This window comes from Paenibacillus sp. MT124, assembly GCF_058792755.1.
This window is the reverse complement of the sequence record NZ_CM179500.1, coordinates 1,391,360-1,405,422: the sequence shown is the minus strand read 5'-3', so window position 1 is coordinate 1,405,422 and position 14,063 is coordinate 1,391,360. Positions and strand designations below refer to the sequence as shown.

At 49.2% G+C, this 14,063-nt stretch carries 9 protein-coding genes; 5 read left to right on the top strand and 4 right to left on the bottom strand.

All coding sequences use genetic code 11. The features are described 5' to 3' along the window. Positions 1 to 270: 270 nt before the first annotated feature. Positions 271 to 1,482, bottom strand: coding sequence for an outer membrane lipoprotein-sorting protein (locus tag AC3RCI_RS06400; RefSeq protein ID WP_492528082.1), 1,212 nt, complete (start codon positions 1,480 to 1,482; stop codon positions 271 to 273). A 288-nt stretch (positions 1,483 to 1,770) separates the two neighbouring features. Here AC3RCI_RS06400 and AC3RCI_RS06395 point away from each other — a divergent pair, with 288 nt between their 5' ends. After that, positions 1,771 to 3,285 (top strand): serine hydrolase, encoded by a 1,515-nt coding sequence (locus tag AC3RCI_RS06395; RefSeq protein ID WP_492528080.1) that lies wholly within the window; start codon positions 1,771 to 1,773, stop codon positions 3,283 to 3,285. Positions 3,286 to 3,320: 35 nt separating this feature from the next. Here AC3RCI_RS06395 and AC3RCI_RS06390 read toward each other — a convergent pair whose 3' ends face one another. Continuing rightward, entirely contained in the window at positions 3,321 to 5,180 is a 1,860-nt protein-coding gene (locus AC3RCI_RS06390) for an ABC transporter substrate-binding protein (RefSeq protein ID WP_492528078.1), read from the bottom strand. A gap of 122 nt (positions 5,181 to 5,302) precedes the next feature. Between AC3RCI_RS06390 and AC3RCI_RS06385 the strand changes: the two genes are divergently transcribed. Next, positions 5,303 to 6,571 carry an MDR family MFS transporter gene (locus AC3RCI_RS06385; RefSeq protein WP_492528076.1) on the top strand — a complete coding sequence of 423 codons (1,269 nt, stop codon included), beginning with the start codon at positions 5,303 to 5,305 and terminating at the stop codon, positions 6,569 to 6,571. 126 nt (positions 6,572 to 6,697) lie between these two features. Beyond that, complete coding sequence (locus AC3RCI_RS06380; RefSeq protein WP_492528074.1) at positions 6,698 to 8,875, top strand: serine hydrolase domain-containing protein; 2,178 nt, start codon at positions 6,698 to 6,700, stop codon at positions 8,873 to 8,875. 100 nt (positions 8,876 to 8,975) lie between these two features. On the opposite strand, the gene AC3RCI_RS06375 is transcribed toward AC3RCI_RS06380, so the two are convergent. After that, positions 8,976 to 10,031 (bottom strand): hypothetical protein, encoded by a 1,056-nt coding sequence (locus AC3RCI_RS06375; RefSeq protein ID WP_492528073.1) that lies wholly within the window; start codon positions 10,029 to 10,031, stop codon positions 8,976 to 8,978. Further along, on the bottom strand, positions 10,031 to 11,866 hold the full coding sequence (locus AC3RCI_RS06370) for an HSP90 family protein (RefSeq protein WP_492528071.1): 1,836 nt from the start codon (positions 11,864 to 11,866) through the stop codon (positions 10,031 to 10,033). Before AC3RCI_RS06370 ends, AC3RCI_RS06375 begins: the two co-directional genes overlap by 1 nt. A gap of 455 nt (positions 11,867 to 12,321) precedes the next feature. On the opposite strand from AC3RCI_RS06370, the gene AC3RCI_RS06365 reads away from it, so the two are divergent. Together AC3RCI_RS06365 and AC3RCI_RS06360 are read left to right on the top strand one after the other, a co-directional pair. Then, on the top strand, positions 12,322 to 13,227 hold the full coding sequence (locus tag AC3RCI_RS06365) for an ABC transporter ATP-binding protein (protein WP_492528069.1): 906 nt from the start codon (positions 12,322 to 12,324) through the stop codon (positions 13,225 to 13,227). Further along, a complete protein-coding gene (locus tag AC3RCI_RS06360) occupies positions 13,220 to 14,053 on the top strand; it encodes an ABC transporter permease subunit (RefSeq protein WP_418040814.1) in 834 nt (277 codons plus the stop codon). Before AC3RCI_RS06365 ends, AC3RCI_RS06360 begins: the two co-directional genes overlap by 8 nt. The last annotated feature ends 10 nt before the right edge of the window (positions 14,054 to 14,063 follow it).

The following is a 14,063-nucleotide window of genomic DNA, read 5'->3' as shown; positions in this document are numbered from 1 at the left end:
CATGAGTCCAAAATGCAGCCTCACGCCCTCTCTCTCTGCCTATACCGATTACTTACCCGGTTCATCCCGCATATAAGCGTGTTTTGCATTTATTGGGTCAACCTGCCCATTTCACTGTTCATTTCTCAAGCAATACCCATTACGAAATGTCCTGCTTTTCCTCTCCATCATATGCTGCGGCAACCTAACTGTGTACATCAAAAAGCACCGGAGAACAAGTCCCCGATGCTCCTTAGCATTCCTAATGCCCTAACGACTATACCTATTACATCATTTACCTGACTGCTCCTGCATCGATGTCGCAATCTGAACCATTTCACTCTCCGGCAGATCCGCGCTCGTGATTCTGTATTCAATTCCATCGGTCATCCATGTTAACGTTTGTAAAGCGTCTCCACTAATCATTCCCAAAGTGAATCCAAGATCCACTACGCGAGATGGTGCTAGTGATACAGCTCTATCCTGCGGTCTGGCTTCAAAGATCGTATAGTTATACGTTCCTTCGTAGCGGAGCATAACCGAGTAATCGCCGGATTCCTCCACAATTTGATCATCCTTCAGCTTGACGCCTTCCGGAGCGTATGTCGGTTCAATCACGCCAAAACTGCCGGCTCCTTCCGGTTCAGTCATGGTAGGCTCCTCTGTGCCTGGTTCACCACTCGCCGGGTCCTGATCTCCCTGTTGTTCCGGGTTTTCGCTCACACCGGTTTGTCCATCAGTGACCCCTTCAGCAGAACCTGTAGTCGGTTCTTGACCTGGAGCAGTCTCGGAGCTTGCTGGCTCCTTGGTGCCATTTTCTCCTGCCTGCTCGGCCGGATTCGTTGTGTCTGTTCCACTATTCCCTTCTGTGCCTGCTGTCATGTTGCGCTGCATATCAAAAGCATCTTTGCCGAATTCGGCACCGAACTTGAAGCTGTCAAATTTAACATCTACGACGACGTTTGCGTTGGAGTCTGAGACCTCCACCTGTTTGGGTGCATAATCACTTTTGTTCAGCCAGATCTTCTGTCTCACCAGTGCGTGCGTATTATAATTGGCAGCTACATCAAATACGTAGCTCTCCTTCTCATCTGCGAACTGACGTGTTGTATCACCTGTGATGCTGCGAATCAGTGTCTCATAGAGATAAACCTGTCCCTGGTTATCCGGCCAGTTGCTTTGGAAACGGAAGCTTTTGTTCTGGCTTGGCGTGAGGACGAATACGCCCTCGTCGTTGCGGAGTACAATCTGGGTGACATCCTTTTTGGCATTGGTAAGTGCAATTCGGTAATATGAAGGCTTCTGATGCCACACCTCGACCTTATACTGCTGCGGCGTATCTCCGGTATGCAGTGTCATAACACCTGCTCCCTGGTAACTCTCCATCTCTCCTACGACTTCGTTCAGATCTTTGACCACGGCTGCCGCATCCTTCTTCCCGCAGGCGGCAAGTAAGGCCGATAAGACCAATACCATGGCAAGCATCCATGATATTCGGCGCATGACATCATCCCCTTTAGCACAATGTTTTCACTTCAGGATTGTGCGTACAGCAGAACCCCTACTTGATTAGTACATGTCTATGAGGGACTTGTTCGATTTATGCGGACTGGTTTGACAAGCTTTCTATTCCCTTGTTAGGACAAGTGATCACAGGCAAATCAGTCTCGGGTCCGATGTTAACTTTATCCAGAAAAGGCATAGTTGATACTGAACAACTTCTTGGATGTCAACTACATACGAGTTTTGATTTGTTTGAACTCACTTCATATTTTTATTGGAGGGATACTAATGACTACCACAAAACATCGCTCATTACTGGACGGACTGGATGAATTTGTAGCTGAACAGCTGCAAACCTGGAAGGGTGTTGGCGCCGCGGTCGCTGTAATTCACAAGAATGAGGTCATTTGGCAAAAAGGCTATGGGTATCGCGACCTGGAATCCAAACTCGAAGTAACACCAAGCACTCTCTTTGCCATCGGGTCCAGTACAAAAGCTTTTACGGCAGCAACCGCTGCCCTGTTAGTCGATCAAGAACTGCTGAACTGGGATACGCCTGTTAAAACGTATATGGATGATTTTAAAATGTTCGACCCTGTCGCTACGGAACGCCTGACCATTCGTGATATGCTATGTCATCGCTCTGGACTCCCCAGGCATGAAATGGTATGGTACAACTCTTCACGAACCAGGGAAGAGCTCGTAGATGCTATACAGTATCTTGAGCCGAATGAGGATTTCAGAAATAAGTGGCAATATCAAAACCTGATGTACATGACTGCGGGCTTTCTCGTCGGAAAGCTGAAGGAAACAACCTGGGAGAACTTCGTTCAGGATCGCCTGTTTGACCCGCTGGGGATGACATCCAGTTTGTTCTCCGTGGATCAAATGCAGCTCCAGCCTGATTTTGCTGTTCCTTATATGGAGAAAGACGGCGAAAATGTACGAATTCCTTATCGAAACATCGATGCAATCGGTCCGGCAGGCTCCATGAATAGCAATCTGGAAGACATGATAGCCTGGTTACGCTTGCAATTGAATCAGGGGCAGCATGATGGACAGCAGCTCATCTCCAAGGAACAAATGGAAGCATTGCACAGTCCGCAAATGCCATGTGATTCTCCGTTTCATGGTCCAGAGATGCCTGTCAGCACTTACGGACTGGGTTGGTTCATCGAACCTTATCGTGGACATTCGTTGATTCATCATGGGGGCGCTATTGATGGCTTTAGTTCACAGGTCGCCTTTTTGCCGGAAGAAGAGATCGGGATTGTAGTACTATGTAATACACATGGAAGCATAATCCCCTATACCATTACATTTCACATCATGGACCGTTTACTAGAAAAGGAACCTGTGGATTGGAGCCAAAAGATGGCCAAATTGATGAGTGGCGAGGAATCAGCGGAATCTGCAGTTACGGATGCGCCTGAAACGTTGGATCCCGCGGCAACACCAGTGAACGATGCTGAGGAAAAAACGGATGATGCACAAGATGATACAAAAATTATGCCCCTTGAGCGACCTCTAATTACCTACGCAGGTACCTATGTTCATGCCGGTTACGGAGAATTGTCCATCCAATTGAAAGAGGACGGATTACAAGCGATATTCAACGAGATTGAAATGCCCATGGAATACACAGGGAATGATACCTTTTCCGTCCTGCTTGTTTTATTTGGACTCAAAATCACGTTTACTTTCCAGGTCGATCAAGAGAATAACGCCCGTTCCATTTCCATTCCTTTCTTGATGGAACCGGGTGCGAAACCTATTGAGTTTATTAAGAAAAACGAAGAGTAGCTGTTCACTACAAGGCTCATCCCGCTGTGTATCACTTACCACAGCGGGATGTAGGCCGGATAACTTGCTTCCTTAGGATCAGCGTCCGGTTTGCGTTTCACCCACAGACGGCGTAGATCTGGCATCCCATATCCCACCACATTGTAATCACGAAGTGAGGCATGATGAGCATGTTCCTCCTTGAAACGATATGTGGGCAGCAGCAGCGCCTCCTCGATCAGCTTGGTCTCTACCCCCAGCAGTGCTGCCATTCGTTCGCCACCTTCCCGAATTCCTACGATGCGCCTGCATTCCATGTCTAACTCCTTTTTCCGATCATCATCCATGGCAACCAGGAACAATGTATTCTGAAAGGTAAACATGATGAACAGGCTCAGCATGACATGATCATCGAACACTTCCCCCGTATACACGAGATCACATGACCTGAATTCATCATGGTACACCGCACTTACGGGATCACCTGGAACGATATCGATATGCAGTCCGATCCGTTGACAGCGTTGTACAAACCAGAGCATGTCCGTCTCCATTTTCTGCCCATCCTCTACCCATAACCTCAGCGTCTGGCCCGCGTAGCTGCTTCGGTTAAGCAGTTCTTCCGCTTGGGCCAATGAGGAATCTGTGATGAAATCCAGTGGCCTCGTTCGTTTCTCTCGTACAGGTAAGCTGCCCAGCTCTACTTCCATCGTATCCCCATCATTATCCCGAACCAGGCTGTATGCAGGCTGATTACGTGTATCCCGGAACGCATCCATCATCTCCTGTTGATTCAGCAGCTGCTGCACTGCCTGGCGAAAATAAAGATCCTGCTGCGGACCTTCTCTGCGCATATTAAACGTCATATATACTCCGCCCTGAACTTCATGCTGTACAGCATGAGGCGCTCCATCCGGAAACAAATCCTGCTTGATCACCGATTCTACGAGTCCGGACTGCGGGAGCTGCCACACCTCAACCCGATCAATGTAGGCACGCCCTCTGAAATAGGAAGGGAATACATCCAAAACCAGCAGTCTGGGGTGATTGCGCGTTAAACGATAAGGTCCTGTTCCAACAGGATGCATCCGGTCGAACGCCACATCCCGCGGCAAAATCGACGCACACATGCTGCTCATCAGATCCGGGAACATGAAGTTTGAGCTAGATAACGTAAAACGTAACGTCAGCTCATCAAATGTCTCGATCTTCGCAATGGTGCCAAACAGCGGCCGGCAGGGATTGCCGGTATCCTCAAGGATTCGTTCAAATGTGAACTTCACATCCTCTGCATCCAGTACTCGGCCATGATGAAATAGAACACCTTTGTGCAGATAAAATGTCCATTCTGTTCCTTCAAGGTTGCTCTCCCAAGCCACGGCAAGACTCGGCTCACAGATGCGACGTTCAGCATTATAGCGTACCAGGCGATCGAATACCTCTGCGACAATGCCCACTTCTCCCCACATGGCCGCCCGGGTCGGATCCAAGGTCTCAAATGGGAAGTTCTGTGGGATCCGCAAGATATCTGTCCTTCCCATGGCACCCTGGTCTGAACGAAGACCAAACTGGTCCTGTAAACCCTGCATTAACATTTCCCGTAACGAAAAAGGCAGACTCGCGGCCAGCTGATAGGCTTCTTCCAGCCTGTTGCCCTGCAGCAGGCGATCAAAACGTTCACGGGCTACATCAAGCAGCGGTGCCTGAAAGACAAGCAAGGACTTTTTCCCTCTGCCACGCCTCGGACTCCACCTAATCCAGTTGTTATCCATAAACTTGTTCATGATCAAATTCATGTTACGCATGGTGCAGCACAAATGGTGTGCCAGCTCTCCAATCGTCGTTGGCCATTCTTCATCATCATGAACGTTTGGAAACGCCATACGCAATTGAATATAATGGTCAGCTACTTCCACAACTCCCCCTGCCTTCCCGCTCTACTAAAATACGAAATCCATTGATCCGCTTCTACAGTTTTTCTTCAGGTTTTCCTCCATTATACTCAGTAACATCTACATGACAAAGCGGGAAGGAAGACATGCAACCGATGAAATATGGTGATTTGCACCGCAACATTAAAATTCGTATCATCACTGACTTTTTTACAGACTTGACCCAGAAATCAATCATTCCGTTCATGGCCATTTATCTGAGCGTCCAGATGGGAGCTGGCTGGGCTGGTGTGCTGCTTACGGTCAACATTGTATCCTCCATGATTGCTGGTCTGGGCGCAGGATACTGGTCGGATCGGATTGGACGCAAAAAAATGATGGTCATCGCTCAATGTGTACAAGTATTCGCCTTGTTCTGGCTGGCTGCGGCGAATTCGCCCTGGCTGAATTCGGTAGAACTGACTTGCATCATGTTCTTTCTTAGCAGTCTAAGCTCCGGCATCACCGTTCCAATCGCAGGTGCGATGATCGTGGACGTAAGCAGTGAACATGAACGACATTATGTATATGGATTGCAGTATTGGACGACCAATGTAGCCATTACATTTGGCGCACTGATGGGCGGATTGTTATTCGACTCCTTCCGATTCATTCTGTTCAGTCTGGTGTGCATGGAGAGCTTGGTAACCTTGTTCATTTTGTTGTTTTTCATTCAGGAAACCATGGAACAAACAGCAAAAACGGGCTCGGTTCAAACCACCGCGCCAGTCAGAAGAAATATGCTAAAGACCTATGGAAGTGTACTCAGGGACAGAAAGTTCATGGTCTTCTTCACCGCTTCGGTTCTGGCCGTCTCTCTCGAATTCCAACTGGATAAATACATTGCTGTCCGTCTGAAAAGCGAGTTCAGTGCCCAGCTGTTCCACTGGAACATTTCGGGTCTGCAGATGTTCAGTCTAATCTTGGCGATCAACACGATACTGGTTGCCTTGATTGCTATCCCATTCTCCAAATGGATGGCACGGTTTCAATCCAGATCCATCATGACGGTAGGTATGTGCCTCTACACCGCCGGGTTCGCCGTACTTGCATTTAGCAACTGGGCCATACTGCTAATCGGCTCTGCCGTCCTGCTGACAATTGGCGAATTGATGTACTCACCGGTACGCCAAGTACTTCTTGCCGGGATGATCCCCGATTCGGACCGAGCAGCATATATGGCTGCAGATGGCATGAGTTATAATGTCGCTGCCCTGCTGGGCAGCTTGGGACTAATGATCGGTGCAATGCTGCCTTCATATGCCATGGCCAGCCTGTATGTCATCATTGGGGCCTTTGCTCTTGTATTTTTCCGCCAATCACTCAGGCCGTCAGCTGAACTGAGCGAGTCCCAGCGATGTGCGGATGCCTCATAAGCTCCTTAACGTTAGGAAACCATTTAAGTTTCGTAATCTAACTAATCATGAAACCTATCGAGCCAATTGGAAGTAATACACAGTGAACAGGCTTTATTGCCAAAATTTGCGCAAGGGAGTGTTTACATGCATTTATCCAATCGAAGGAGCCGCTTCAGAGTCACCTCGCTAACGGGTGCATTCATGGCTTTCGTCCTGTCATTAAGTCTCTGGGCACCAGCGGTTCATGCGGAAACCTCATCACCTCAGGTCAATGAGAAAGGACAAACCAAGGCTCTAACCTCTGAATCAGCGGAGGCATTTCTGGACACGTTTTTTGATTCGGCTGAAGCCAAGGCACAATATATCGGTGCTTCCGTTGTTGTTGTCAAGGATGGCAAAGTCCTGGCAGAGAAAGGCTACGGCTATGCCGATCAGGAGAGCAAAACGCCTGTCGATCCGAAGAGTACCGCTTTTCGCGTAGCCTCCGTCTCCAAAACATTTACGGCAGCAGCCGTCATGCAATTGGTGGAGCAGGGGAAGGTAGATCTGCAAGCCGATTTTCAAACGTATGTGAAGGGACTTGAGTTTGATAACCCTTTTGACAAACCTGTCACTGTGGAAAACCTGCTTACGCACACTACCGGATTCGAGATTCGCGATCCGCAGCAGGAAGATATTCACGCCGACTTCGCCAAAACAGTCTCCATGGAGGACTATGCACAGCAGCACATGCCTCCTGTCGTCAGAGAACCTGGCAGTGCCTATATGTACGACAACTTCTCATTCCTGCTGCTCGGCATGATTGTGGAGAATGTCAGCGGTGAACCATTTGAGACGTACATGCAGCAGCACATTTTCAAACCACTCGGTATGGATAACAGCAGTTTCGTGTTGAAAGACAAGTTCAAGGATCAGCTCGCGACAGCGTATGACGCGGTACATAATCCGCTCGATCTGTACACCCTCTCTCCAACACCGATGCCTCAAGGAGGCATGTTGTCAACGGCCGAGGATATCGGGAACTTCATGATTGCCTTTCTGAATGATGGTGTGAAAGATAACGAGCGTATACTGAAGGAATCCACCGTCAAAAGCATGGAGCAGTATCGCTCTTCCATTCATCCGGTACTCCCGGACACAACGTATGGATTTGAAGCAGCATTTCAGCTGCCTGGTGCGGGAAGCAGTCCCGCAATTATTACCAAGGCAGGCGACCTGATCGGTTTCAGCTCTTATCTCTTCCTTATTCCGGAGCAAAATACAGGCGTCTTCCTTACGTACAATCAGTCGGGAGCTCTTCGTAATCTGTTCTACCCGGCTTTCATTCAGACCTTCTTCCCGCAATATGCGGAGCCGGTCGCAATCAAGGACTTTACGCCTCAATCCACCAATGAACTGCAGCGCTTCGCCGGACTCTATGCTGACCTAAGACTTAGCACGATTGTCAGTTCTCTCAAAAACGGTGGCACAGAACCCGGTAAATTGAGCATTTCAGATGCCTTCCTGGGCCCACGTACCCTGATTCAGGTTGATGAGAATCTGTTCAAGGATGAGTTAACGGGTCAATTCACAGCCTTTAAGGAACAAGCAGATGGAACAATCTATATGAAAGAGCCCTACCTCAATCCGCTGGGATATGAGAAAAAAGGGCAGCAGCCTCAGGGATTCAGGGACGTTCGTCCGGAAAGTCCTTATGCCGAGGCCATTTATGGATTACAGTCGCTCGGTCATTATGACAATGATGCAACCGAAGCATTCCAGCCCAAGTCAGCCGTTACACGTGCGGAATTCATTGAAGATGTACTGAAAATGAGCGGTCTCAAACCAAGCCAAACAACACCGCCTGCGGATAGCGATTGGGCCAGTCACCCTGCAGCAGGCTACATCCAGCTCGGTTATGAAGCCGGCATGATCACGGGTGCGGATTCCAAACAATTCAAGCCGGACCAAGTCATTACCCGCCAGGAAGCCATGGTTATGATCTGGAGATCGCTGCAGCTGCAGTATCCGAGTGAGCTGTTTCAGGATGTGAAGCTTGCCGGACATGCGGATGAGTGGGCTGTACCCGCAATCCAGATGATGGTTAAGCTCGGCATTCATGGTCCGGAAGTGAAGGTACTGAAGGATGGTTCTGTGGATGTTCTTGCCCGCAAACCGCTTATTCGTCAAGAAGAGGCTGCCATTATGTATCAATTGTTTACTCAACCAACGGATAAGATTGTGGCAGAACTTATGGCCCAGCAGCCTCAACCAGAAGCCGCCAATGTGGATGAGGCTGATGACGATCAGCCCTCACCTGCCAATCCGGAGGAAACACCTTAAATAACCAAAGTGTAGTAACTTAATTCCAGACACGTCCAACAGGCTTGTTCGGAAGGAGGATAACCTTCTTCGAACAAGCCTGTTTTTTTACCATGTTATGTTACACGTTGGCGAGCAACGAAGAGACATGATGATTGCCATTCCGTTGATCGTATTTCTCAGCAGCCGCCTTAGCATAACCCTCAAAATAATCAGCCAATGCGCGCAAGTCTCCAGGGTCTCCTTCATACGGGAAAGAAGCAGGAAGGCGCAATCGGTACCCTGGCGATTCCTCTGCCCAGCGACGCAGCAGCTGAGCTGCTCTGTCGTAGAACATCATTTTGGCAAAAGGATCTTCATGATCGGCGGCTAGTACCAGACTTTCTTCCAACACATCAATTCCCTTTGACGGGTTGGTTCGTGCCAGATAATCCATCTGTTCTGCGAAGCTCTGTACAAAATCATTTTGACCCTTGATCATCCGGTAACCCTTCTGCTGATGCTTGTTCGCTTCCTCAATCCGTCCAAGACGATATAGCGGCATCAGGACTTCGGATAACGTCAGGTGCGGAATTTCAGCGCAGCTCATACGCCCCTTCAGGATCGGCTTGGCGGCCTCCAGGACCTGCTCATCATCTCCCATTAGAATCCAGTAACGCATGATTTCATCCTGTTCACAAGCTTCACAATCACTCATAAAGTCACGGTCCATTGTTCTGAACTTGGCATAACTGCTTCCTGCTTCCTCCAAGTCGCCAAGATCCATGAATATACGGAAACGGTAATACCAGTATGAACGATCACTGTAGCCAAAGGATTTGAAACGTCGGCCAAAGTCCTCCAGCAGCTCCATCATCTTATCGCGAGAGACCTCGGGGAAACTGGAGAGTTCTCCCAGGATCCATTTGTACGACCACATTAATGTCTCTTCGTCATAGCGCTCAGGCTGCTGATCAAACTTGCCGAGCTGCCAGGAAAAAGCGATAAGTGCTTTCATGGGATATCCACAGAACGTGGCTGTTTCCACAATCTCGGATCGAGCTTCGTATGCCTCTTCCTCCATGCCATTTACGTCGGCCACTCGGGCTGCTTCTTCAAGCATACCCAGTTTCGCTGTACCGTTAGGCAAGCCATAGGCCTCGTCCATCAATTCCTCGAAATCCATCTCTGTATTCATCAGACATCCCCCTTACGATCCGTATTTGCACGTAAACCCCAATCAATAAAACGAACGATGCCTTGATTCAGCACCTCAAGCTCCTGCCGGTTCATTGCATAGTGGCCCATCATTAGCGCATTCACATAGAGCATCTCAATGGCGATCGGCGTCATTTGGGGATCTGGTGTCGTTAACACGCGCTGAATGATTGGATTATTTACATTCAGATACAAGGTGGAGTAGCCAGCAGAGCTGATGCCAGCCGATAATGAGCCCAGTACGGAAGAGAACAGTTGTGTACTCTCCTCACTCGCCTTTTCCAATGCACGAAGCGTAGAAGACTCCTGCGATAGCGTGAACAGTACAGGCAGGTCTTCCGGTTTGAACCCCTTCACCTCGGCACGGCAGCGAAAACGTTGAAGTGCCGAATCCGCCAGACGCAGCGCATCATAATAATCATTGCGCTGGGCTGGAGGAACATCCGTAAAGCTAAGCGAAACCTGATCCGGCTGCAGTCGCTCTGTATGCACATTTGGTACCGCTAGTGGCAGTGTCGCCATCAATTCGTTGTCATAGATGTATCCGCCATTAATAACCAGAAGGGATTGGGCAGACGCGACATGGTGAATCTGGCGATACTCATCCACCGTCGCTGTGAAGTATAACGTCTCTCCTTCAGCCATTAACTCCCCCAGCTCCCGGTGGCCCCGTGTGCTCTCAAATGGCAGCCAGCGATAGATCATTGCGTAAAAATCCTGATCCTGCACAGCCAGTGCCTTCATGGAGAGTGCATGCAGACGGATAAGCTTCTTCAGGCGCTCTGTCTGGTTCTCCGCCATATCGGACAGTCCTTGACGAAGGGCATCGCCAAGTTCGGAGCGTACTTCCTCCAGCTTTTCATTTTCATAAAAATGTTCACGCGAAGCCGTTGGTTGAAGCTCATCGGTCCAGATCAGACATTTCACAAAGAAGGCCCAATCCGGCAAAATATTCTCTGCCTTCTCCGAGATCAGCATCCGCTTCAGATACACCCGGTGAGAACGCTTGGCATTCAGATTGACGGCATGTGGGAGCACAAATGCAATCCCTCCGGTACGTCCGGAAGCTGTCGTCAGTGGGATGAAATCTTCAAATGTCTCTCCAAGCAGGCGCCCACCAAATGCAAGCACCTCCGCTTTGCGCCCTTTGGCAAGTTCCGGCTGCGTAAGCCACACAGGCGAATCGGCATTGACGATGTCCTGTACACCTTCGCTCTGAAGCGTCACGGGGTAAGGTAACAAGGCCCCATAATAGAACAAAGCTTCCTTCACATATTCCGGTTCAAAATAATGGGCGGCATCCGGCGTACAGCGCAAATACACTTTGGTTCCCGGGGATAACTGGGTCTCAAGCTGGCGAATGGTATAGGTTCCATCCGGCTTGCCGCGCCATTCCATCGAAGGTCCTCCCTTCGCAGATTGGGTCAGCATGACGATCTCATTGCTCACCATGAAGCAGGACAACAGCCCAATCCCGAATCGTCCGATAAAAGAAGTCTCTCCATCCAGTAAGGCTTGCTGCCCACGCTTCGAGGATTGTCCGATCATCGCCAGAAATTCGTGAATATCCGCTTCGGTTAAGCCGACGCCGTTATCCTCCACCATCATCGTTAACTGCTCACCTGTGCCTGTCAGCTCTACGCGTACTTCACCTTGAAACCCATGCTCTGCCTCACTTCGTGCTGTAATGGCATCGGTCGCGTTCTGCATCAGTTCACGCAAGAAAACTTTGGGACTGCTATAGAGATGATTCGATAAAATCTGAATCATGCCACTCAGATTGACCTGAAAACGATATTCGTTGGATGCTGCCATTGTTTGCTCACCTTCCTCTAGTCCAACACAACAGAATTTTAACTTCATATGTGTACATACAATGTGTTAGACGAATTGTAAATTTTCAAATATGTAAATCTAAGACATTGGCATTCCACAACTCATAATGCCAAACGACCACGCCAAGCCGGCCCTGGTGGTAACCAAGACCGGCGTTAGATGAATATTCAGGCATACATCATATGTATAAGGCCTTCCCTTTTATTACCTCATTATGGATGGCAATGAAACGGGATATTGCATCCTTTTTACCACAATACAATGAACAAGAGAATGAGAAAACAAACCTGAGACCCGATTTTTCCGGACTTTAGGGCGGAAATGCCCTTTTCTCCGTGGGACTTTGGACCGAATAATATTTTTTACAATCCATTTGAACGATATTGTCCTGTTAAACGTATCATCTTCAAAATGAGAACGGATGGTGAAGGCATATGATTGAAGTTCGCAGCATATCCAAACAATTCAAAGAGCATCAGGCCCTGCGTGATGTCAGCTTCACGATTGAACAAGGCAGCGTGACCGGATTAATCGGCCCCAACGGCTCAGGCAAAACGACACTGATCCGCATTATGAACGGTGTCCTTGGGGCAACAAGCGGATCCGTAACAATTAACGGATTGGATCCCTCCACCCAAGCGGAGAAGGTGCTGGCCATGTGCGGCACACTCACGGAACAGAGTGGACTGTATGAGAATATGAGCGGACGCGACAATCTCATTTTCTTCGCAGACGCTTTTGGTATACAGCAGCATTCCAAACGAATTGACGAGCTGGTAGAGCTGTTCGAATTACAGGAGTATCAGCACCGCAAAGTGGGCACCTACAGTACAGGCATGAAGAAACGGCTCGGCCTTGCCCGAGTTCTGCTTCATCGCCCGTCCATTCTATTTCTGGATGAGCCGACCAATGGCCTAGACCCCGATGGGATTCAGATGGTACTCCGGATCATTCGCCGGATGAACCGTGAGGAGAACATGACCATTCTGGTCTCCTCTCACGTCCTGGCCCAACTCTCAGCCGTATGTGATCGATATATTTTCATGGAAAAGGGACGCAAGGTTGAAGAAGGCTCGGAGCAGGAGATTATACATCGTTATCTCACTGCGCCACGGCTTGAGGTAGAGGCCGTCCTGGCTGATGGATGGAGTGCGGCAGCTGAGTTTAATCCGGAGATCATTTCGGCGAACAAAGCCATTTTCCAGCTCCAGTCCCGTGAGGAAATCCCCATGCTGCTCAGACATTTAACCACGAACGGACAAGTCTATCAGGCTCGCCTAATCGGCAGTGATCTGGAAAGCATCTATTTTGCCATCAGGGAGGCACACCATCATGAATAATCGTCAAGCCATAAAAGCACTGGTACGCAAAGATATTCGGGCCATCACAGCCAGCATTCAGTTATGGCTCCCCATGCTGATCGTTCCGCTCATTATCGGGGTTACCATGCCTGCCATACTCATATGGCTCGCTTCCCGCGTTGAGCTTCGTTCCATCGGAAATATCGGATTCCTGCTCGACAGCCTCGATATCTTGAGCAGCTCAGGACAGATCCCGGAACTGGCCTCCATGGCTACAGACAACCATCGCATTGTCTATTATCTGGCCTTATATATGTTTGCACCGCTGTTTCTGATCATTCCGGTGATGGCCTCAAGCATCCTGACAGCGAACAGCTTCGCGGGGGAGAAGGAACGCAAGACGCTCGAAGGTCTTCTCTTCACGCCCATCAGCATGGAAACCCTGTTTAAAGGCAAAGTACTGGCTGCTCTTATCCCTTCCATACTGCTGTCCTGGATTACCTTTCTCATCTATGGGATCATTGCCAATATTCTGATGTACCCCATGTTCGGAGCCCTAATGTTCCCGAACTGGAATTGGATCATTCTTGTGCTGTGGGTGGTTCCGTCATGCAGTCTTATGGTCATCCTGCTCAATGTATTGATCTCGGCCAAAGTTCGTGGATTTCAGGAAGCTTATCAGCTGGGAGGACTTATCGTTCTTCCTCTGCTAGCACTAATTGCTGGTCAGGCAAGCGGAATGCTGCTTATCAGCCCTGTATTGCTGCTGCTGATTGGAGCTGCGCTTCTGCTCATCAGCCTGGTCCTGCTTCGTCTGGTTTCACTCTGGAATAGTCGCCAGCAGCTGGCTGAGAGTCAGATCTGATCATGGTGAC

Excerpts from the sequence above, each read along its gene's own strand:
- AC3RCI_RS06400 (WP_492528082.1), bottom strand. The coding sequence starts at position 1,482 with ATGCGCCGAATATCATGGATGCTTGCCATGGTATTGGTCTTATCGGCC.
- AC3RCI_RS06395 (WP_492528080.1), top strand. The coding sequence starts at position 1,771 with ATGACTACCACAAAACATCGCTCATTACTGGACGGACTGGATGAATTT.
- AC3RCI_RS06385 (WP_492528076.1), top strand. The coding sequence starts at position 5,303 with ATGCAACCGATGAAATATGGTGATTTGCACCGCAACATTAAAATTCGT.
- AC3RCI_RS06380 (WP_492528074.1), top strand. The coding sequence starts at position 6,698 with ATGCATTTATCCAATCGAAGGAGCCGCTTCAGAGTCACCTCGCTAACG.
- AC3RCI_RS06375 (WP_492528073.1), bottom strand. The coding sequence starts at position 10,031 with ATGAATACAGAGATGGATTTCGAGGAATTGATGGACGAGGCCTATGGC.
- AC3RCI_RS06370 (WP_492528071.1), bottom strand. The coding sequence starts at position 11,866 with ATGGCAGCATCCAACGAATATCGTTTTCAGGTCAATCTGAGTGGCATG.
- AC3RCI_RS06365 (WP_492528069.1), top strand. The coding sequence starts at position 12,322 with ATGATTGAAGTTCGCAGCATATCCAAACAATTCAAAGAGCATCAGGCC.
- AC3RCI_RS06360 (WP_418040814.1), top strand. The coding sequence starts at position 13,220 with ATGAATAATCGTCAAGCCATAAAAGCACTGGTACGCAAAGATATTCGG.